This is a genomic window from Dyella sp. M7H15-1 (genome assembly GCF_004114615.1).
Classification (GTDB): Bacteria; Pseudomonadota; Gammaproteobacteria; order Xanthomonadales; family Rhodanobacteraceae; genus Dyella_B.
Map to the genome: position 1 here is coordinate 241,794 of NZ_CP035300.1, position 20,882 is coordinate 262,675.

Here is a 20,882-nt window from a genome sequence, read left to right on the forward strand (position 1 = left end):
CCCTCGCGCATAAGGGAAGTGCTTGCATAGTCGCGCCACTCAGGTATGGAACTGTAAGGCGTTGGTCAGATCGCCCATGGATGTCTGTCCGCGTGCAGTCATCGCGCTGTCGCGATCGCGAATGCCATCGAGTGTTTCCAGGTCGAACACACGGGTGATCAGGCGCAAGATCGACGCGGTGTCGTATACCGTGTGATCGACATGTCCCTTTTTGGCGAACGGTGAAACGACCAGTGTGGGTATGCGCGTGCCCGGTCCCCAGCGATCGCCTTGCGGTGGTGGGACGTGATCCCACCAGCCGCCGTTTTCGTCGACAGTGACGATCACCACCATGTTTTCCCATTGCGTGCTGCTGCGCAGCATTTTAACGGCGTGCATGATGTGGCGGTCGCCGGATGAGACATCGGCGTAGCCCGCATGCATGTTCAGATTGCCTTGCGGCTTGTAGAACGTGACTGCCGGCAACTTACCAGCCTTGGCATCGGCGAGAAAGCGGTTGGTACTTTCATCGTCGCCCAGTCCGCCATCGCGCAGGCGTTTGGCGCGCGCGGACGTACCCGGTGCAAGGTTTTTGAAATAGTTGAACGGCTGGTGGTGATACTGGAAATTCGGTACGACTGGCGTGCCGTTCGAAAGATTCGTGCCGTGCGTATCCAGCGTTTCCTGGAAGGCGCCGGCATACCAAGCCCACTCGATGTTGCGCTTGTCGAGCTTGTCGCCAATGTGTTCGTGTGTTTGCGGCACCAGCGCCATGGCATTGGAAAGCTGGGTGAAGTCCACCACGCCGTCCGCGCCCAGTTTCATCGGCGTGGGTGCATACGGCGGCAGCATGGTATTGACGGCGTAGCTCAGGCGCTGGCCGTTGGGCAGCGTTTCGGTCGGTGTCAAAGCACTGGGTCCGAACTGCGGCGGGCCATCCATCGCACTGCCTGGCGAATGTTTCTTCGGCTTGAGGTTGGGATCGTCCGGCCGTCCGCTGACGGTTTCGGCGATCTGCGACTGCGCGATGCTGGTGTCCGCATCGGGATAGCGCGGTACGGTGGCGCAAATCAGGTACTGATGATTGAGGAAGGAGCTGCCGAATGCGCCCTGGAAGAAGTTGTCGCACAGGGTGAATTCGCTGGCGAGATCCCACAGGCGCAAACCATAGTGCGCGTTGGCATAGTGGCCCATGGTAAACGCCGACGAATCGGCCCAGGCGACGAACATGTTGTTCTTGCCGCCGTTGATTTGCATTTGGTTTTGGTAGAACACGTGCCACAGGTCACGCGTGACCAGCGACAGCGGCAGATGCTCGCCCTTGGGGCCTTTCAGTGCAAAAGGTCCGTTCGGCAGTTTGGTCTGGTATTGCTGGCCGGCGGGGTAGCTGATGCCGTCGATGACCTGGTCGCGGAGCAGCCAGCCGTGCGGTACTTCCGGTAAATGCGGCAGCACGCTCTTGCCATCGCGATCGAGTTGCAGGTAATCCTCCGGCTTGAGCGACGACAGCGGGTTCTCCAGGCCGGGAAACTCCGCGAACAGATTGTTGAAGCTGCGATTCTCCGCAAAGATCACCACGACATTCTTGATTTTGTCGCGTAGTACGCGATCCAGTTCGGCGCTGCCGACGGGCGCAGGCATACCCTGGTCGTGTTCGCCGGAAGTGCTGCAACCACCCAGTCCACCGCCGATGGCAACGGCGGCAACACCGAGTCCTGTCAGGAACGAACGCCGGCCCAGGTCGGGGGTTTCATCGGGTGTTGCATGGGTATCGGAGGGTGACTCGGGCGATGAAGGTGATTGCTGTTTCATGTGTGTTTTCTTGCCGTATCCAAAGCGCGCTAGTGTAGCGGCCGGCATCCGTGGTGACTTGTGGCAAGCTCACGTGTTTTTCATGTCCACTGAGTACGATCAGCAACGCATCTGTCGCCCCATGGTTTTTATTGAAAAGGAGAGTCGTATGTATAGCGCGCGAAGGATCACTTCAATCATCACGCTTGCACTGTTTTTATCAGCGTCGGCCGTGGCGCAAGATCACTCCGCGGCATCCGTGATTGAAGTCGCTAAGCCACCCGGCTTGCTCATGCGGCACGATGATCCGTGCCTGCCAAATTCGCCGAATGAAGTGTGTGCTGGTCCGATCGAGTCTTCACCCGAGGCTGTTGTGAAATTTTGGACCGCTGAGAAAATGCGGGACGCTGTAATCGGCGGTGGTTTTTATTCCTGCCGTGTAGATCCCCAACACATCATTACCCCAGGCGGAGACTCGTGTAACTATGCACAACTACCACTCCCCTATGATGGGCTCGATTCGACAACGCGGGTTAATGGAATCTTGTTCTATAGACGTCCATATACCGCACCCGATGGGGTATACACCTGCTCGGCCTCTGTCATAACGTCGACGAGTGGTCAATTGATTCTTACGGCGGCACATTGCTTGATGGATGGGGTCGATGGATTTGCTGACATGGTCATGTTTGTTCCAGCCTATTCACAAGACCCATTCGGTCGCGTGCACACACCGCTTGGACGCTGGCCCATTCAACAATCCTTTGCTCCGCAAGGCTGGCTTGATCGGGAAAATATCCGCGATTATCAAAACTATGATGTGGCGATTGGGTATGTGTACTCGGCACCGGGCACACCTTGGCACAATCGCCTGGAAGGCGTTGTAGGCGCAGGACTCATTCCAAAACTTATCCCACTCGATGATTTTCCTGATCTCGTAACGACGCATGGATACCCTGGTAGAACTACAACCGCGGAGGGTCCTCGCTATGGTAACGGCAGGCAATATATATGCCGCAGTCACACACAATCGGCGGAATTCGCAGCGCGAATTTTGCTGAACGAATGCCCTGGTGCAAATGGCAATAGTGGCGGGCCGGTTGTCTTATACCAGGGTCACGTTTTCGATAATGAATTAATAGCGATATTCACCAATTCTTATAGGTCTACGCGGTTGACGGAGAGCAACTTCGTTCCCTTGTACAACTTCGCCAATGGATTGCTCTACTCCCTAGGGCAGTGAGTGGTGATGGCTTTGCCTTGTCTCTCGATCATACTTCCGCGAACGCGAAATGCTTGCTTAAAGAAAAACCATGTGTGCTCACGACCTGCCGGAACGGCAGGGTTAGAAAGGTGTCGGCGGGTGCGTTTTATAAAGCATCAAGCTGCGTGGTTCGAGCGTGACTTTTTGACGATCGGCGGACGTTGATTTGCGCGATCCGGATGCGCTGCTGAGCAACAGTCGCCATTCGCATCGCGCCGGCGGCTTGGGCAGCGCGAAGGGTATCGGCTCATGATGCGCATTGATCAACAACAGTAGTGTGCTCTCAACACCGGTTTTTTTTAGGCGGGTGGGTTTAGCGCGTCCATCTAGCAGCATGCCGAGACAGCGCGACTGAGGATCATTCCAGCGCTCTTCGGTGAATTCCTGGCCTTCTGGGGTCAGCCAGGTGACGTCCTTGATACCGGAATCCTCATCAGCGCTGCCCTGCAGGAACCGAGTACGTCTTAGCAAGGCGTGGTGAGACCGAAGGCGGGTAAGCTGGCGCACGAAATCCGTCAGGGAGCGGTACCCGGACGCTGATTGCCAGTCCAGCCAGGTCGTGGGGTTGTCCTGGCAATAGGCATTGTTGTTACCGTTCTGGCTTTGCGCGAATTCATCGCCGGCCAGCAACATGGGCGTGCCTTGGGCCAGCAGCAAGCTAGCGAGCAGGTTGCGCATTTGCCGGTTGCGCAGTGCCAAGATATCGGGATTTTCCGTCGCGCCTTCTTCGCCATGGTTCCAGCTCAGGTTGTTGTTGGAGCCGTCGTGGTTCGCTTCACCGTTGGCTTCGTTGTGCTTGTCGTTGTAGCTGACTAGATCGTGCAAGGTGAAGCCATCATGCGCGGTCACGAAGTTGATGGACGCGTATGGCCGTCGTCCGCGCATGTTGAAAATATCCGCGGAGCCGGTCAGGCGGGTGGCGAATTCAGCAAGCTGACCTTCGTCGCCACGCCAGAAGGCTCGTGTGACATCGCGGAAACGGTCATTCCATTCGGCCCAGCCGGGTGAAAATTTGCCGGATTGATAACCGCCGGGCCCGATATCCCATGGTTCGGCAATCAGCTTGACTTGTCCTAGCACCGGATCTTGCCGGCAGGCATCGAGAAATCCGCCGCTCTGATCGAAGCCATGGGATTCCCTTCCAAGAATGGTGGCGAGGTCGAAGCGAAAGCCATCCACGCGCATCTCCGTCGCCCAGTAGCGCAGCGAATCCATCACGGTTTGCAGCACGCGTGAGTGACTGAGATCAAGCGTGTTGCCCGTGCCGGTATCGTTGATATAAAGCCGCGGATCGTCAGCGAGGCGATAATAAGTGGCGTTGTCGATGCCGCGCAGCGACAGTGTGGGGCCCAGGTGGTTGCCTTCGGCGGTGTGGTTGTAAACCACGTCGAGGATCACTTCCAGTCCAGCATCGTGGAGATGCGCCACCATTTCCTTGAATTCGGTGATCGTGTTGCTGGCCATGTAGCGCGGATGCGGCGCGAAGAAGGCCAGTGTGTTGTAGCCCCAGTAATCGCGCAGCCCCGTGTGGAGCAGATGTTTTTCATCGATGAAAGCATGCACGGGCAGAAGCTCGACCGAGCTGACGCCAAGCGAACGGATGTAATCGACCACGTCCTGGTGCGCCAATCCCGCGAACGTGCCGCGCAGCGCCTCCGGCACCGTCAGGTGTCGCATGGTGTAGCCGCGTACGTGCATTTCATAAAGGATCGTGCGATCCCACGCCACTCCGGGCCAGTAGTGATCACCCCAGGTAAAGGCCGAATCGATGACACGCGATTTCGGCATGTAAGGCGCACTGTCCCGTTCGTCGTAACTGAGATCCTCATCGGGATGGCCTATCGTGTAGCCGAACAAGGCGTCGTGCCAGATGAATGGACCCACGATCTGTTTCGCATAAGGATCGAGCAGCAGCTTGTTGGGGTTGAAACGGTGTCCCGCACCGGGTTCGTAAGGCCCGTAGACGCGATATCCGTAGAGTTGTCCTGGACGCGCATCTGGCAGGTAGCCATGCCAGACTTCATCGGTATATTCGGGCAGCGTCACCCTTTCGGTTTCGTTGCCTTCGTCGTTGAACAGGCACAACTCCACCCGAGTGGCGTGTGCGGAGAACAGCGCGAAGTTCACGCCCAGGCCATCCCAGGTTGCACCCAGCGGAAAGGGAAGCCCTTCCTTCAGGCTGGAGGCATGCGTCGTTGCTGATCTCATTCCACGGCTTGCACGCATGAGTTTGGTCATCGTTCAGGGGTCTTGCTCCGGGGGATGTGCCGGTGGTTTTTCATCGTGGTTGTTTCTTAACTCGGCCTGCCGTTCTTCCGCAAGCACCAGTTTTTCGGCCATCTGCCAATGGCGTTGCGCCTGACCCTGCGGACGCCCCTCCGACTCCCAGATGCGATAGGCGATTTCGCTGATCCGGTGCTGCCGTTCAGCCGGTGAGCGTGGGGCATTCATGTGCTTGACTGGCAGGAATCAATATGGCGACCGGCGCGTCGGCGAACAGCTCGCCGGCCCGCCAGCCGGATGGTTTCACGCGGTGCTTTCGATGGGTGAAGACATCGACGAAAACGCAGGCGTGATCGTCGCTGAAAGCTTCGACGCGCGTATCCGTCCAGAAGTCGGGATCGGCCATGGGTAGGTCTGCGCGGGCCATGTGCCTGGCGCATAGGCGCGGCACCGCCACGAACAGTTGATGGCTGCCGTGTCGGCGCACAAACGCGACGACATGCTTTTGCCGCGCGCCATCTACAACAACCGGCTGGTATGAGCCGTTGGCAAAAAGCTCAGGCCATGCCTTGCGCAATTGTAGAAGGCCATGAATAAGATGCTGCTTGATGACGCCGTCGCGATACTGCGGCACGAGCGTCCTGAAATCCAGCCGCTGCTCCAAGGTTTCCGCGCGTGTGCGGTAATCAACGGCGCACCGATTGTCCGGGTCCACCAAAGACAGGTCCCAGTATTCGGTACCTTGATACAGGTCGGGGACGCCGGGTACGGTGAAATGAAGCGTGGCTGCGGCCAGTCCGTTCAGGGCGCCCGCCGCATCGAGCTTGCCGGCAGCGTGGCAAAGATCGTGGCATACGCTCGCAAACTCGCCGGAGATGAACAAATCATCGACCAGCGTGCCGCATGCCGTTTCATAGTCGTGGTCGGGTGCTGTCCAGCAGGTATGCAACTTTGCCTCGCGTTCCGCTTTCAGCAGCCATGCTTTGATGCGTTCCGCGAACATCTGCATCACCAGCGTGTCATCCGCGTGCGTGCCCAACGGCCATGCGGCAAGCAATGTTTGCAACAGCATCCACAGGGTGGAAGGGTGGAGCGGCATGCGATGGTCGACTGCCTTGGAGAAGGCGTTGAACGTCTCCAGGAATGTCTGCGCGCGTTCGCCGAGTACGTCGAGCCGGGCACGTGTATCCTCGCCGCGTTTGTGATCGTGCGTGGCAGTGGCCAACAGCGAGCGCGGCCATCGCGAAGCGCGCCATGGCATGGCGGCGTGAAAGCTCTCCGGCTCAGGTTGCACGTGAGCAGGAGCGCCGCCGACTTCGTTGTGCGATAGTAGCGCGCCGTATCGGTAAAACGCCGTATCCTCCACTGCCTTGGCGCTGAGGGCACTGGAAAGCTGTTCAAACCGGTAGCGCACGGTTTGCAGTCGCTGCGCCTGTTCTGCCGGAAGCTGTGCGGCGTCGATGCTGAGCAAGCATCGGCGGATCATGGCCCGAACAGGTGCGCGATCCGCCGCGCCATCCTGCTTGGCATGCGCAAAGGCATGTTCGAGCGTCTGTCGATCTGCCTTGGTGATCTTTCCATCGCCCAGATAGCTGCGATACACCGGCATGTTCGCAAGCACATCGCACAGCGCATCCCGTAATACATCCAGGGCTACATCCCGTTCGGCTTTGCTGGCAAGAAACTGCTGAAAGGCGCGTGCGCAGCGCGAAAGCTCGGCACCAAGAAGGGTATTGAGCATGTAAAGCCGGGCAGTGCGTTCCTCCTGTGCGAATTCGGCACAGCCGCCAGTCAACGTTGCCCAGGCATGTCTGAGTTCGGCATAACCCACCGGATCGTGCAGCAGCGCGCTCACTTCCCGCATGAAATCGTAACCGGTGGCTCCATCGACCGGCCAGTCCGCAGGCAGTGTTTCGCCTGGGGCAAGAATCTTTTCGACATGCAAAGTCACGTGCCGCTGCAGATCCCGTTGCGAGCTTCGGTCCATGCGCTCGCGCAAGCGGCGCAGGTAATGGCCCGGTTGGCTGAGTCCATCGATATGGTCGATACGCAGACCATCGATCGTCCCGTTTTCGATCAGGCGCAGCGGCAGCGCATGGACCGCTTCGAAAACAGCATCGCGGTCCATGCGCAAGGCGGCCAGCGTGTGGATATCGAAGAAGCGGCGGTAATTCAGCCGCTCGCCACTGTCCGACCAGCGGCCTAGGCAGTAATGTTGCAGCTCCAGGAAGCGACTCATCAGCGCGGTGTCGGCGTTGACTGTGGCAATGGCTTGGTCAAGCGCCGCATGTGTTTGCCGATCTTGCATGCAACGCCTGGCTGCGTCGAAAACACGCCCCGCCACGGCATGTGGGGGGAGTGCAACCTCCGCTCGCTCGAACAACCACTGCAAGCTGCGCTCTGAAGCTGGCAACATGCTGTCATCCAGCCACAGGCCGATGCCGGTGCCGCCGGTGTGCCGCTCCAGCATGCAACGCCGGTTATGCAAGACGCGTTCGAGTGGAGCGTCCAGCCAGGGCAGCCACACTTTTCGCTGTGCTCCTGGTGCATCCCACTCGATGTCGAAATAGCTGGCGTAAGCGCTTGCTTCGCCTTGGGTGAGAACATCGCCCCACCATGTGTTGGCCAGGTCGGCGGCCATGTGGTTGGGCACGATGTCCAGGATCGCGCCCATGTCGTTGGCGTGCAGTACGTCGGCCAATGCGGCCAGCCCTGCTTCGCCACCCAGCTCGGGATTGACGATCATCGGATCGACGACGTCGTAGCCATGCGTGGAGCCGGGGCGAGCCATGGCAATGGGCGACATATAAATGTGACTGAGGCCCATGGCGGCAAAATAGGGCACCTGGGCCGCAGCGGCAGCGAAATCGAAGTCGCGGTTCAACTGCAGACGTACGGTGGCGCGCAAGGTGGTCATGGCGCTGTTGCTCGTTGTCGCCGCTGACCCATCCGCTGCAGGATCGCTTGCAAAGCGTCATGGCTCGCTGGCGGCAGACGGTGTTGCCAGTTCGGATAGCCGTGCACGGTGCCGGGCAGATTAGGTTGTTCGGTTCTGTCCAGCACGTCTTCCATGGGAATAAGGGCAAGCTGGGCGGGGGTGTCGAGCACATAATCCACGCATGCCTGATTGGCCATCTGCAATGAATCCACCCCACGGCCTTGCCGCCATTGCGAAAGCGCGTGGTCGAGCTTGTCCACACTGGCTCGGCGTTCTTTCCGCTGCTTCAGGCGCATGCGGTCGGACCAGCCTTGCATGTTGGTGCGTTGCTCGATATCCAGCGCGGCCCGCCAGCCGAGCAAAGGTGGAAGATCGTGCGTGGTGGTGGTCGCGATGGCTTGTCGCCGCCATTGCGAGGGCGGCAAGAATTCGCCTTCGTCATTGCGCATGAACAACAGCACGTCGGTGCCGAGTACGCCACGGGCAGCCAATGCTTCGCGCAAGTTTGCGGGAAGCGTGCCCAAGTCTTCGCCAATCACGACACATCGGTGGCGCCACGATTCCAATGCGAGCAAGCGCAACATGTCTTCAAAAGGATATTTCAGATAACCGCCTTGCTCGGCAAGCTGGCCTTGCGGTACCACCCAAAGGCGGCAGAGGCTGCTCACGTGATCGATGCGCAAGCCGCCGCCACGACACATGTTGGCGCGCAACAGTTCGATGAACGGTTGGAAGCCTGATGCTTTCAGCCCCCAGGGCGAATACGTGGTGATGCCCCAACACTGGCCCTCGGCATTGAACGCATCGGGTGGCGCGCCCAGCTCCACGCCTTTCAGCAGCGCATTCTGGTACGCGCAGGCTTCGCTGCCCGTCGGATCGCAACCCACGGCAAGATCCCAGATCAGGCCGATGCGCTGTCCAGCATCCAAGGCTGCATGCTGTGTCTTCTGCCAGCATCGCTCGGCCAGCCATTGCGCAAAGATTTCGAACTCCCATTCTGCGCGTAACGCTTCGGGGATGGCACTGGCCGAGTATGTCGCAGGATCGCTTGTCTGTGCTGCGTGCAAGACTTCGCGCGCAACCATTCGTGCATGCGCGCGCAAGGATTCGCCGCCACGGGCAGCGAATCCCTCAAGCTCGCCATGCAAGGGGTCGGGCTCTTGCTTGAACTGGATGTGCAACTGCTGCCAGAGCATGCGCCGCAGTGCATAGACCACCGGCCAATCGACCAGGCGCGCGCCCTCTGCGCGTGCCCACTGTTCGGATATGCCGACACGTTCTAGTGCAGCCTGAAAAGCATTTTCGCCCAGGATTTGTGCCGGGTCGGCGTAAATCCAGTCGAGGAACTGGCGGTGCGATGGTGTGTAAGGGCTATATATCGCAGCCGTCCGTTTCACCGCGTGCATGGGACTCAGCGCCAGGGCATCGCCGCCAGCCTCACCCACGTAGCGCGCCAGTTGCGCCACCGCGCGACTGTCACCAAGCCCGCCGTCGTCATCGTGGCGCAATGAATACACCTGCGCACCAAGCCCCCAACCGCGAGATCGATGTGAAGCGAGGCGGTCGGCGACACCAAAGCATCGCGGCGGCGCTACCGCCAATTGCAAGCGAGTAGCGCCGTAATGAAGTTCGTAATAACCATGCCGGCGAGGTACCTGGAAATGGCCCTGCGCATCCATGCGCAAGGCGTGCTCGGTACCGGTTTCATCACGCAGGATGGCTGGCGTGGCATGCCTGGGAGTGATCGGAACACAGGTCGTGCCGCCGATATCGGCGGTCAGCATGGTCGATAGGGTGGCTGGGTATGGTTGTCGTCGATGCGGCGCGTTCAGCGATGCGGCTGCATCAGGCCAAGACCCATGCATGGCGTCGAGCAACCTTTCCAGGGTGATGTCCGCAAGTTGTCGCGATCGGCCGTAGGCGTCGATCCAGTCAACTTCGATGCCGGTAGCCAATGCGTGCGCTTCAAGTGTCAGGCTCGTCATCGCGCCTCTCGCTTGCCAATACCATGGCCGAATGGGCGGGCAAGACATCCGGATGCCGGATGGCATTCGGTGGCTCGCACCAGATCGTTTGCGCGCCATCGCTGCGATGCCACGTGACATCGCGTGGCGATACGTTCAGCGCGATCTCCCAGATGCATCCGTCGATCAATCGCCAGCGAACGAGCAGGGCACGTTCGGCCAGCACAGTGCTTCCCACTGGGCAACTGTGTTCCAGGCGGCGACAAAGATGTTCCCGACGCACATGAAGCAGATGGCCAAACCAGTGTTTCCACATCCTGGCGAGCGTGGGGTTGTCCAAGCGCGGCACGGATGCCTCGAACGTACTTTTGGCATTGGGGTCGGGAATGCGTTGGCGGCTGGCCGGATCGGTGAATCCGAAAAAATGCGCAAATTCCTTGCGGCGGCCGACGCGCACTTGTTCGGCCAGCTCACCCTGGTAATCGGTGAAGTAGAAAAACGGCGTATCGCATCCCCATTCCTCGCCCATGAAGAACAGGGGCACCATCGGGCTGAGCGCCACCAGTACGGTCGCCGCGCGCAGATTGCTCTCGGCGACCAGGCGGGTCAGCCGTTCGCCCATGGGCCGGTTGCCGATCTGGTCGTGATTCTGCAGGAACAGCACGAAGGATGTCGGCGCCAGGCCGCGACTGGGTTCGCCGCGTCGCACACCTCTGTGATCGGGTTGGCCCTGGAACACGAAGCCCTCGGTCAGTGCGCGGGCGACGCTGTCGGTGGGATCGGGATGGAAGTTGGCGTAATAACCTTCGTGCTCGCCGGTAAGCATCACATGCAAGGCGTTGTGCCCGTCATCGTTCCATTGTGCGTCGTAGTCCGCGCGCAGCAGGCCGGCGCGATTGTCTTCGTTCTCGACGATCAGGAATACCTGGCGCCCTGGTGGGCACGATTTGCGTATCGCCGCGCCCAGTTCGTCGAGGAACGCTTTCGGCTTGATGGTGTGCACGGCATCGAGGCGCAGGCCGTCGAAGCGGTATTCGTGAATCCACATCCGTGCGTTGTCGATGAAATACCGGACGACTTGCGGCTTGCGAAAATCGATGGCGGCGCCCCACGGCGTCTGCAGGTCATGGCGGAAGAAACTGGCGGCATACAAAGGTAGGTAATTGCCGGCCGGGCCGAAATGATTGTACACCACATCGAGTATCACCGCGATGCCCAGTCGATGGGCTTCGTCGATCATGGCTTTCAGGGATGCCGGGGTACCGTAGCTGGCATCCGGCGCATAGGGCAGCACGCCGTCGTAGCCCCAGTTGCGTTCGCCTTCGAACGAGCCGATCGGCATCAGTTCGATCGCCGTGTAACCGCAGGCTGCCAAGCGCGGCAAAGCTTCGCGGATGCCGTCGAAGCCGCCCATGACGCCGGCATGAAGTTCGCAGATGACGGCGGTATGCCATGGTATGCCTTGCCACCCATGCTGCTGCCAGACGTAATCGGATGGATCGATCACCAGGCTGGGACAATGCACGCCGGCCGGCTGCGAACGCGATGCCGGATCAGGCACGTGGTGTTCGCCATTGATGAGGTAGTTGTAGCAGGTGCCGGCTTTCGCCTTGATGGTCAAGGCGTAGTTACCGGCACTGTCGGGAATCATCGGGTGGAACGCATGGCCAATCACCAGATCGACACGCTCAGCATCCGGCGCCCACAGGCAAAACCGCACATGCTCCTCATCGAGCGTCCTGGCGCCATACATGCCATCGTAATCGGTGCCGGTGTCCGTCTCGCATGGAATGCCCATCACGGGTTGCCCTCCGCTCTCAGCATCAGTGTGGCCAGCGGCGGAAGGCGTAAGTTGAGCGAATACGCATACCCGCGGCAAGGGATGTTCTGGGCACGGACTTCGCCGCCATTACCCACGTTGGAGCCACCGTAGTAACGGCTGTCGGTGTTGCACACCTCGCGCCACAGACCGGCTTCCGGCACGCCAATGCGGTAATCGTCACGAATCTGCGGCGTGAAGTTGCATACCACCAGCAATGGCGCCGCACCTTCGCTTCCATAACGCAGAAAAGCGTATACGGAGCTATGCGTGTCATCGCCGACCACCCAGGCAAAACCACCCGGGTCGTGATCGCGCTGATGCAGGGCGGGTTCCTGATGAAGTAGGCGGTTGAGATCGCTAACCAATTGCTGCATGCCCTGATGAAGGGGATCTTCAAGCAGTTGCCAGTCGAGCGCGCGATCGTGCTGCCACTCGTTCCACTGGGCGAATTCCCCGCCCATGAACAGCAGTTTTTTCCCGGGATGCCCCCACATAAAGCCAAAGAACGCACGCAGGTTCGCGAACTTCTGCCAGCGATCCCCCGGCATGCGCGCAATCAGGGAACCCTTGCCGTGCACGACCTCGTCATGCGATAGCGGCAAGATGAATTTTTCGGCATAGGCGTAGACCATACCGAAGGTGAGTTTGTTGTGGTGATAGCGTCGGAACAACGGATCTTGCCGGATATAACCAAGACCATCGTGCATCCAGCCCATGTTCCATTTGAACGCGAAACCCAGGCCACCTTGCTCGACTTTCCGCGTAACGCCCGGCCAAGCCGTGGACTCTTCCGCGAACATCATCACGCCAGGATGTTCGTTCGCGATCAGGTTATTCAGGTCACGCAGGAAGGCAGCGGCCTCCAGGTTTTCGCGGCCGCCATGTTCGTTGGGAATCCATTCACCTTCGGCGCGACTGTAGTCGCGATAAAGCATGCTCGCCACTGCATCGACGCGAAGTCCGTCGACATGAAAGCGATCGATCCATGCCAGCGCGCTGCCAATCAGGTACTGGCGGACCTGAGGCTTGCCGTAGTTGTAGATCAGGGTATGCCAATCCTGATGGTAGCCTTCGCGCGGATCACCGTGCTCATACAAGGGCGTCCCGTCGAAAGCGCGAAGTCCATGCGCATCGGCGGGAAAGTGAGCACTGACCCAATCGACGATGACGCCAATGCCTGCCACGTGACAGGAATCGACAAATCGCGCAAACGCACCCGGACTTCCCAAACGAGCCGTCGGTGCATACATGGCTGTGGGCTGATAGCCCCATGAGCCCCCAAATGGATATTCGTTGACCGGCAAAAACTCGATGTGCGTGAAGTTCTGGTCTTGCACATAGGGAATCAGCCGCGCGGCCAGGGCATCCCAGTCTAGCCATCCGCCTTCGGCATCGCGTTGCCAGGAGGGTGCGTGGACTTCATAGATGGATAACGGTGCCGCGTCGAAGGGCAACGTTCGGCGACGCGCCAGCCACGATGCGTCGTGCCATGCGCGCCACAGCGGTGGCGCCACGATCGATGCGGATGCCGGCGGACACTCCGTTTGCTTGGCGTACGGATCAGCCTTGAGCGGAAGCACGTGGCCGTGCTGGTCGAGCATTTCGAATTTGTAGGCCGCGCCGGCTGCCACGTGCGGAATGAAAATTTCCCAGATGCCGGCTTTGTCATGCCGGCGCATGACGTGGCGCCGGCCATCCCAGCGATTAAAGTCACCCACGACGGCGACGCGTTTCGCATGCGGTGCCCAGACCGAAAAATGCACGCCTTCGACATCGCCGACATCCCAGAGCTGCGCGCCAAGTACGTCAGCAGGTTTGCGCAATACGCCGCGACTGAATGCATCCAGTGTTTCTTTCGACAACAAGGGGTCGTATTCGTCTATGGCAAGCCTCATGCGACTGCCTTTTGCGTGCAAAGCCGTCGGTAGAGATGGGTGTACTGCCGGCCGGAGCGGCTCCAGCCGTGCTTCTCCAGCATGGCGGCTCCGCGCATGGCCTCAAGCAACAGCGGTTCTGCAAAAATCCGGAAAGCACGTTGCAGGCAGTTACGCAAATCGCTGACGCGCGCGTTCTGGAACAGCAGTCCGGATACGCCATCTTCGATCGTGTCATTCAGACCGCCGGTAGCATGCGCAATCGGCAGGCAACCGTAGGCCTGCGCATACATCTGGCTAAGGCCGCAAGGCTCGTAACGCGATGGCATCAAAAGAAAATCGGCGCCGGCAAACATGCGGTGCGCGACGGCCTCGTTAAAACCGATGTGGGTTGCGACGCGGCCGGTAAAGCGTTTCGCCAGCATCGTCGCCATGCGCTCGTACATCGGTTCGCCGCGACCGATCAAGGCGAGCTGACCGCCCGCCGCAATGATTTGCGGCGCCGCTTCACACACCAGGTCGAGACCTTTCTGGTGAACCATCCGCGAAACGAACACAAACAGCGGGCCAGGTATCGTGTGCAATCCAAGTTCCCCACGCAGGTCAGCGGTGTTCTGCCGACGCTTGTCCCACTGGCCGATCGAGAAAGGTTCGGGCAGGGCGTCGTCGTAAAGCGGATTCCAACTTTGATCGATGCCATTGAGTATGCCGATCAAGCGGCCTTCGTTCCGGCACCGCGCCAACAGCCTGTCCATGCCGCAGCCGTAGATGGGATCGATGATCTGTCGCGCATAGCTGTCGCTGACGGTAGTCAGGCAGTCCGCACGCATCATGCCGCCGCGGAGAAACGATACGCCGCCGTGGAAATCCAGCTCTGTCGCCTTCTTTGGCGCACCGATCCGCTGCGTGGAGGATTCGGGAAAAACGCCTTGATAGGCGAGATTGTGAATGGTCAGGACGCTGGGTGTGGCCTGGTGACGCCAGTCGAGATAACAGGCTGCCAGCGCACAGGTCCAGTCATTGAGGTGTAGCAAGTCGGGCTGCCAGTCCAGGCCGGCGTGGCCGCTGGCGATGTCTGCCGCGACCGAAGAGAGTGCTGCGAAGCGCACATCGTTGTCCTCCCAGCCTTCGCCACGTGCGTCCGCATAGGGCGAGCCCTCGCGATTGAAAAGTGCGTCATGACAGACCACCAGAATACGTAGGCCATCGCGGGTGACGAGTTCGCCGATATCGCACGCAGGCAAACCGTCACGCATGCGGGTATGGCCCACGATCTTCAGTGCCGATCCTGATTTGAGCACCGCCCGATAAGCTGGCAGCAGCACGCGGATGTCGTGTTCGTGCGACAGCACGCGGGGTAGTGCCGCCGAGACATCGCCCAACCCGCCTGCCTTGATGAAATCCCTCATCTCGGAAGTCACAAACAACACCTTTTCCGCCGTGTCGCGATCGACCTCTGGCGATGGTTTTGGCGGTGACGCTGCGTGATGGTGCTCGCGCCTGGCGCCCGGATACGCGGATTGAGATGTCTGATGGATTTCGTGCAAGGATTTGGCCTGATTCGTCTAGATCTTCCTGTGATGGATTCCGCATGACGTTCTTACGTCTTCCGGATATGCCGCAGTGGCTTACAGGCAAGATAGATTCACAAGCATCAAACTTGTGTACATCTAACGATGCGAGAAAGTGAAATAAGCTTTAAATCCATGTCCGCACAACTTTCCATCTACATAACTTTTACAATGCTTGGGGCAGGTTGATAAGGCGGTATTGGCCGAATGAATCCGTATTGAACCGATTGCCCGACAGACTCATGAACGTATCTATGGCGCCAGGCAAGTATTGCGCCACTGCGTGGTCAAGTGCGTCGTGTCCGTCATTTTCCGTCCAGACAACCGGCTCGTCGGCAAGGTCCGTTGGCTGTCGTGACATCAGCCGTCACGGCAAAAAAACACGCAGACATCTTCCGGCAAGCTTGAGTGGAGGATCATCCGTTCACAAACAGGAGAGTACGTCATGAGCACGCTGGAAGTTGAAGTCGATACACTCGGTCGATCGATCGAACTGTTTTACGAAGATGCAGGCTACGGCTTTCCGGTCGTGCTAAGTCATGGCTGGCCGCTCGATCACACCATGTGGGAAGAGCAGCGCGCGGCATTGCTTGATAACGGGTGCCGTGTCATCACCTATGACCGGCGCGGATTCGGGTCGTCCTCCCGACCGCAGGGTTCATACGATTACAACCGGTTTGCCGATGACCTGGCCGCGCTGCTTCAACACCTGGATCTGCGCGATGTGACCCTGGTCGGTTTTTCCATGGGTGCGGGCGAAGTCGTTCGCTACATGGTGCGCCATCTTGGCCAGCGTGTTGCCCGGCTTGCCCTTGTCAGCGGCATCGTTCCTTCGCTGCGACCATCGCCAGGTGATGCCGAAGAAGGCATCGATGAGCGGGTCTTCCTGCGCATGGCGGCCGACATTCGTGCCGACCGCTTCGCGTTTGCGAAATGGTTTACCCAGCAATTGTTCGAGGCCGATCGCGAGTTCATGGTCAGCCAAGCCAGGAAGGACTGGATCCAGTCACAGATTCATCGCGCATCGACGGAAGCCATGCTGGCGTGCGTCCAGTTGTTCAAAGAGGCTGATTTCAGCGATGAGCTGCAAGCCATCATCAACGTTCCCACCTTGATCGTACACGGCAGTGGGGATCGCATCGCGCCGGTGTCGACAACCGCCGCACCGCTGGCGCGATTGTTGCAAGTGTCCGTTTACAAGACCTATGAAGATGCACCGCACGGATTGTTTGCCACGCATGCCGAGGAGCTGAGCGCCAACCTGCTGGAGCTGGTGCGCACGCCGCCAAGCGTGACGTTGCCGGTAGCTACCTCTTTTATCTAGGTCTGGCGGCAGCTTTGGCGTGATGGGCTGCGTGCCTGGGCCGTTCATGCAGAAGCCGACGCGTTACGCCATTGGTCCAGCCAAAGCCATCCTGCAGCGGATACTCGCCGCCGCCGCCACCGATGGCGCCATGGGGCAGCAAGTCGATCACATATTTTTCGACCAGTTTGCTTTCGCGCTGGTAGAGGCTGCTTACCGTACACAGCCAGCGATGCGCGATGTCTTCGGAAAAATCGATGTATCCATAGTGCTGCAGGCCGCGGATCGCAAGCCACTGCAAGGGTGCCCAGCCATTGGGCTGGTCCCACTGTTGCCCGCTTTGTATTTCCGTCGTATCGATACCTCCGCCGTGAAACAGCCGCGTGTGCAGGGCATGACTGACCTGTATGGCCTGTCGCCGGCTTGCCAGATGAACATACAGCGGCGTAACCGTTGCCGCATTTAGCCTCTTGCGCGGTACCTTGCGTTGCCAGTCGTAATCCAGATAAGCGCCAGCTTGCTTATTCCACAACAGGCGATCGATGGCTTCGTGGCGAATCTGCTCGCGCTGCTCGAACAATGCGGCCTGATCGAACATCCCGGCACGATGACTGAGATAGGCAATCTGTTGTTCCAGCTTCCACAGGAAGCTGTTGAGGTCGACCGGAAGCACCGACGTGGTCCGTATGCTGGGCAAGCCGTCGTCGCACCAACGCGAACTGAAATCCCAGCCTGATGCGGCCGCTGCCCGAAGATCGCGATAAACATCGGTAGCCGGGCGACCCACGGCTTGCCTGGCGGTGATGATGTCCTCTCGGTACGCCTCTTCGCGTGGCGTGTCCCGATCGTCCCAATAGCGATTCAAAAGGCTACCGTCGTCCAGACGCACGGCATGTCGAAAGGCACGGCCAGGCTGGAGCGCATCCGCGCCATCCATCCACCACGCGTATTCCCTGCACAATTGCGGCAAGTAGCGGATGGCGGCACACACATCATGTTTTTCGAACAACTCGATCATCAGCGCGAAGACGGGCGGTTGCGATCGGCTCAGGTAGTAAGTCCGGTTTCCGTTGGGAATGTGGCCATAGGTGTCGATCAGGTAGGCAAAGTTGCCCGCCATCGACTTAAGCAGATCGCACCGACCGCTCTCGGCGAGGCCGAGCATCGTGAAATAGGAATCCCAGTAATAAAGCTCCGAAAAACGCCCGCCGGGCACGACATAGTCATAAGGGAGCGGCAGCAACGATGAGTCGGGCGGATGCCGATGCGGTTGTCGCGTCAACACATCCCAAAGCCCGTCGATGTGATCACACAAGGGTTGGCCCGGCACGGAAACATAGTGGCTCGCGTAGACCTGCGGTGCCGCAAAATGAGCATGTACAAACGCACAAAGACTGAATCCCGCCTTGGTTTGTAGATGACGATATTCATCCAGGATCTGCTCCGGGGTATCCCGCGGGGCGCCATCGACGAACGTCTTGCTGTCCGGAAAGACACGACCAAGCTGCACGGCTTCAAAAAGTTCCTGATAACGATCGGCGGGCGTCAGCGTATCTGCGGTGCGCTCCGCATTCGGGGTGGCCACGGCGTCTTCGGGGCTCATCGATCCGTCCTCCAAACGAGTTCACTCAAGCTTCGAGCATGGGGCCATAAGCGTTAAGACACGCTAAAAATCAGGGTGTGTCATGCGTGTGAACGACTGATTCGCATCCCGTTAATGGAGCACGAACGTGGTCATGGAGCAGGACGGAAGCATGCCATGGCTCTAACCGCAACACATAAAGCCAAAACCTGCAGGCAATAGTTACCTCGGATGCTTGTCATCAAGCAATAACGCCGACAAGCAAGTCAGCCGATTCAACGTTTCAGCCAATCTAATATGTTCACGAAAAGTCGCGGCTGGAATTGACAAGTCTCTAGCACCAGCGGCTCTCAGTACGGCATTTTTTTCGGAAAGTACTTTCAGTGCCGGCAAAATTCCAGCATTACGCGTGTCACCATCGAATAATGCATCGATATCGGTCAATATATGTTGTAAATGTAATTTTATTTCGTTCAACTGTTGATTCTCGATATCCTTGGGAAAACCAAGTTCCAAGAGCAGCAGCTCTTGATAAACTTGATCAAGCGCTTGATATTCATTCAGCGCTGGCTCAATATCAAAATGAAACCACCATGCCTCATCCGAAGCTTCTTTTAGGCCAACCCTTGCTCTTTGCAATCCCTCAAATAAAATGGCCTTGGAAGCCGGATCAACGGAATCACGAATAATGCTTTGATAATAGTTTCTCAAAGCTTTGCGGACTTCACGAATTCGCTCGCTTAAAGTATCGCTGGCGCGGCTTGGCAATATCAAATAGCTTGCAAGCAAGGCAAGCGCGCATCCGAGCAAGGTCATTTGCATCCGCGTGAGTGCAATATGCCAGTTTCCAGGAGCAATCAAGCACACCAAGGCAACCGAGATAATCGTGTTAAATAAGGCGTAGAAGACGTAGTTAAACGCCTTGAGATAAACAGTAAAAAATACAAATAACGGGATTAATATATCCAGATACAACCAGTGATTTCCAGCCGCGATCGCGACGAAAATTCCGAGAATCATGCCAAAGAAAGTTCCAGCGATGCGTTGCTTTATGCGACGAAAAGATTGGCCGGAAGTAGGAAAAATGCAACCCAGCACGCTAAACGCGGCCCAGTAGCCATTATGCAATTGAAATATCTGGTAAATGGCCACCACTATCGTACAGGTAATTGCCAAACGTAATGCATAGCGCAAGGAAAGGCGATCAATGCTAAAGCTCATGATTCATCCCGTGCATCAATGCCAACGATGACTCGCGCTGGCGTTGCCAACGAACTTAATAAATTCCAGATTTGAATGGTGTGAAATAAATAGCTTGAATAGGCCAAGATTCCACTCAGATCGGGGTCGTGTTTTTGGCATTCGGCAGCTTGTGCCGCTTTAACCGCATCGCGGCATTCTTGAGTTACGCCGTCCGATACGGGAAAGGGATAAATTTTCCCGCGCAATAAATCGATAAGCGCTTGAATTAATATCTGCGTGTGTTCGTGCATCTTCGGAAGTTGTGACTCCGCGAAATCGATATGAAGCATCGCTTCCATCTTAAGTGTTTTCAGGTGCTTTTCCGATAAATGCAATTGATAAAGGACCTTATGGCACTCCCAATAAGCGGCTTGCTGTTCTTTCGCCACCAGATGATGCTTCAAGTAAGTTTGAAATAGCGCGTTTTGCGAATTAAGAAGCAGCTCCACGTCACCGTTATCGATGCGGCATCTTTCTAAAATTCTAATGCAGGACTTACGCATCCGCTGTACCGGCTTTTCAGGAAAGAAGAGCAGAGAAACAATCATGCATAAGATGCCAACACCCACAAATGTAATGGCAACATGCCAAGCAAAAAAGCGATCACCCAAAACACTTCCAAATGCAACATACAAAAAAGCCGCCCATGCTCCGGGATTGAAATAGCGATTGCCGTAAGCAATGGTGTAGCCGCAGGCGAAAATGACAAATGGAATGCTCAGCAAAAACCAGCGCTGGTAATGACCCAGAGTAATGCCAACCCATGCCAGCGCGGAAAAAACAACGATGTTAAGCGCCAAATAGGGAATTCTTTTGGCTGGCACTTCGAGCGTGTCGATTTGTGAGTAGGCCAGCGCGGCAAATGCCGCCCATCCCAGTAGCGTTGTTTGATGCAAATACTGGAAAAACGTAATGCTGAGCAAACAGCAAATCGCGGTTAGCGTTGCCGCGCGCAGAGTTAGGTGCTCCGGGTCAACCTGTCTGCCATATGTTAGAAGACGAACCCTATTTATTCTGGAATGCATATTGCCTTTTTCCTTGCGATAGCGCATGCGCTGATTATGCCAACGGTTCTGATCCTGTCTCTAGATCACATTTTCGTGCGTACGAAATGCGCGCTTTTTTGCTCGTCGTCCCGGCCTGCGCTGGGACGACGAGCAAAGGCGTTTGGCGTTGAGATGTCGACTAAAAATGTGATCAAGAGACAGGGCCTTTGCCGGGGCGACGAGAGTGAGGCGAGTTTCATCATGATGGGCGCAGCGGAGCCGCATGACTGTTGGGGTGAGGGTGCAGCCAGGGCGCGAAACAAAGACTTGTGCGAGAACTGAA

14 protein-coding genes are annotated in these 20,882 nt (G+C 57.8%); 2 read left to right on the forward strand and 12 right to left on the reverse strand.

Annotation, left to right across the window (positions count from 1 at the left end; genetic code table 11):
- Nucleotides 1–39 precede the first annotated feature (39 nt).
- Entirely contained in the window at nucleotides 40–1,791 is a 1,752-nt protein-coding gene (acpA, locus tag EO087_RS01300) for an acid phosphatase (protein WP_128897288.1), read from the reverse strand.
- Nucleotides 1,792–1,873: 82 nt separating this feature from the next.
- Here acpA and EO087_RS01305 point away from each other — a divergent pair, with 82 nt between their 5' ends.
- Nucleotides 1,874–3,013, forward strand: a complete 1,140-nt coding sequence (locus EO087_RS01305) for a hypothetical protein (RefSeq protein WP_128897289.1) — start codon at nucleotides 1,874–1,876, stop codon at nucleotides 3,011–3,013.
- A gap of 102 nt (nucleotides 3,014–3,115) precedes the next feature.
- Here EO087_RS01305 and glgX read toward each other — a convergent pair whose 3' ends face one another.
- The 8 genes from glgX to EO087_RS01345 form a co-directional block, all read right to left on the reverse strand.
- Nucleotides 3,116–5,272: a glycogen debranching protein GlgX gene (glgX, locus tag EO087_RS01310; protein ID WP_343133203.1), complete on the reverse strand. Its 2,157-nt coding sequence runs from the start codon at nucleotides 5,270–5,272 to the stop codon at nucleotides 3,116–3,118.
- A gap of 3 nt (nucleotides 5,273–5,275) precedes the next feature.
- Entirely contained in the window at nucleotides 5,276–5,485 is a 210-nt protein-coding gene (locus EO087_RS01315; protein ID WP_128897290.1) for a DUF2934 domain-containing protein, read from the reverse strand.
- Nucleotides 5,460–8,174 (reverse strand): malto-oligosyltrehalose synthase, encoded by a 2,715-nt coding sequence (treY, locus tag EO087_RS01320; RefSeq protein ID WP_128897291.1) that lies wholly within the window; start codon nucleotides 8,172–8,174, stop codon nucleotides 5,460–5,462. The genes EO087_RS01315 and treY overlap by 26 nt, the downstream gene beginning before the upstream one ends.
- The gene (gene malQ / locus EO087_RS01325; RefSeq protein ID WP_164931726.1) at nucleotides 8,171–10,180 is read right to left on the reverse strand and encodes a 4-alpha-glucanotransferase; all 2,010 of its coding nucleotides are present in this window, start codon (nucleotides 10,178–10,180) and stop codon (nucleotides 8,171–8,173) included. Before malQ ends, treY begins: the two co-directional genes overlap by 4 nt.
- Nucleotides 10,161–11,957, reverse strand: coding sequence for a malto-oligosyltrehalose trehalohydrolase (treZ, locus tag EO087_RS01330; RefSeq protein ID WP_240669221.1), 1,797 nt, complete (start codon nucleotides 11,955–11,957; stop codon nucleotides 10,161–10,163). Before treZ ends, malQ begins: the two co-directional genes overlap by 20 nt.
- A complete protein-coding gene (glgB, locus tag EO087_RS01335; protein WP_128897293.1) occupies nucleotides 11,957–13,876 on the reverse strand; it encodes a 1,4-alpha-glucan branching protein GlgB in 1,920 nt (639 codons plus the stop codon). The genes treZ and glgB overlap by 1 nt, the downstream gene beginning before the upstream one ends.
- Nucleotides 13,873–15,276, reverse strand: coding sequence for a glycogen synthase GlgA (glgA, locus tag EO087_RS01340; RefSeq protein WP_240669096.1), 1,404 nt, complete (start codon nucleotides 15,274–15,276; stop codon nucleotides 13,873–13,875). The genes glgB and glgA overlap by 4 nt, the downstream gene beginning before the upstream one ends.
- Before the next feature lie 316 nt (nucleotides 15,277–15,592).
- Nucleotides 15,593–15,787 carry a hypothetical protein gene (locus EO087_RS01345; protein WP_128897294.1) on the reverse strand — a complete coding sequence of 65 codons (195 nt, stop codon included), beginning with the start codon at nucleotides 15,785–15,787 and terminating at the stop codon, nucleotides 15,593–15,595.
- Between the two features lie 84 nt (nucleotides 15,788–15,871).
- Between EO087_RS01345 and EO087_RS01350 the strand changes: the two genes are divergently transcribed.
- On the forward strand, nucleotides 15,872–16,750 hold the full coding sequence (locus tag EO087_RS01350) for an alpha/beta hydrolase (protein WP_128897295.1): 879 nt from the start codon (nucleotides 15,872–15,874) through the stop codon (nucleotides 16,748–16,750).
- On the opposite strand, the gene treF is transcribed toward EO087_RS01350, so the two are convergent.
- From treF to EO087_RS01365, 3 genes are all read right to left on the reverse strand, one after another.
- A complete protein-coding gene (gene treF / locus EO087_RS01355; protein WP_128897296.1) occupies nucleotides 16,743–18,332 on the reverse strand; it encodes an alpha,alpha-trehalase TreF in 1,590 nt (529 codons plus the stop codon). The genes EO087_RS01350 and treF overlap by 8 nt on opposite strands.
- A 201-nt stretch (nucleotides 18,333–18,533) precedes the next feature.
- Nucleotides 18,534–19,532, reverse strand: coding sequence for an FUSC family protein (locus tag EO087_RS01360; RefSeq protein WP_128897297.1), 999 nt, complete (start codon nucleotides 19,530–19,532; stop codon nucleotides 18,534–18,536).
- The gene (locus EO087_RS01365; protein ID WP_128897298.1) at nucleotides 19,529–20,605 is read right to left on the reverse strand and encodes a hypothetical protein; all 1,077 of its coding nucleotides are present in this window, start codon (nucleotides 20,603–20,605) and stop codon (nucleotides 19,529–19,531) included. The genes EO087_RS01360 and EO087_RS01365 overlap by 4 nt, the downstream gene beginning before the upstream one ends.
- Between the last annotated feature and the right edge of the window lie 277 nt (nucleotides 20,606–20,882).

What these genes read in the sequence shown, in the direction of transcription:
- malQ (WP_164931726.1), bottom strand. Translation starts at nt 10,180, where the DNA reads ATGACGAGCCTGACACTTGAAGCGCACGCATTGGCTACCGGCATCGAA.
- glgX (WP_343133203.1), bottom strand. Translation starts at nt 5,272, where the DNA reads ATGACCAAACTCATGCGTGCAAGCCGTGGAATGAGATCAGCAACGACG.
- EO087_RS01365 (WP_128897298.1), bottom strand. Translation starts at nt 20,605, where the DNA reads ATGCGCTATCGCAAGGAAAAAGGCAATATGCATTCCAGAATAAATAGG.
- treZ (WP_240669221.1), bottom strand. Translation starts at nt 11,957, where the DNA reads ATGGGCATTCCATGCGAGACGGACACCGGCACCGATTACGATGGCATG.
- EO087_RS01360 (WP_128897297.1), bottom strand. Translation starts at nt 19,532, where the DNA reads ATGAGCTTTAGCATTGATCGCCTTTCCTTGCGCTATGCATTACGTTTG.
- treY (WP_128897291.1), bottom strand. Translation starts at nt 8,174, where the DNA reads ATGACCACCTTGCGCGCCACCGTACGTCTGCAGTTGAACCGCGACTTC.
- acpA (WP_128897288.1), bottom strand. Translation starts at nt 1,791, where the DNA reads ATGAAACAGCAATCACCTTCATCGCCCGAGTCACCCTCCGATACCCAT.
- treF (WP_128897296.1), bottom strand. Translation starts at nt 18,332, where the DNA reads ATGAGCCCCGAAGACGCCGTGGCCACCCCGAATGCGGAGCGCACCGCA.
- EO087_RS01315 (WP_128897290.1), bottom strand. Translation starts at nt 5,485, where the DNA reads ATGAATGCCCCACGCTCACCGGCTGAACGGCAGCACCGGATCAGCGAA.
- glgB (WP_128897293.1), bottom strand. Translation starts at nt 13,876, where the DNA reads ATGAGGCTTGCCATAGACGAATACGACCCCTTGTTGTCGAAAGAAACA.
- EO087_RS01350 (WP_128897295.1), top strand. Translation starts at nt 15,872, where the DNA reads ATGAGCACGCTGGAAGTTGAAGTCGATACACTCGGTCGATCGATCGAA.
- EO087_RS01345 (WP_128897294.1), bottom strand. Translation starts at nt 15,787, where the DNA reads ATGTCACGACAGCCAACGGACCTTGCCGACGAGCCGGTTGTCTGGACG.
- EO087_RS01305 (WP_128897289.1), top strand. Translation starts at nt 1,874, where the DNA reads ATGTCCACTGAGTACGATCAGCAACGCATCTGTCGCCCCATGGTTTTT.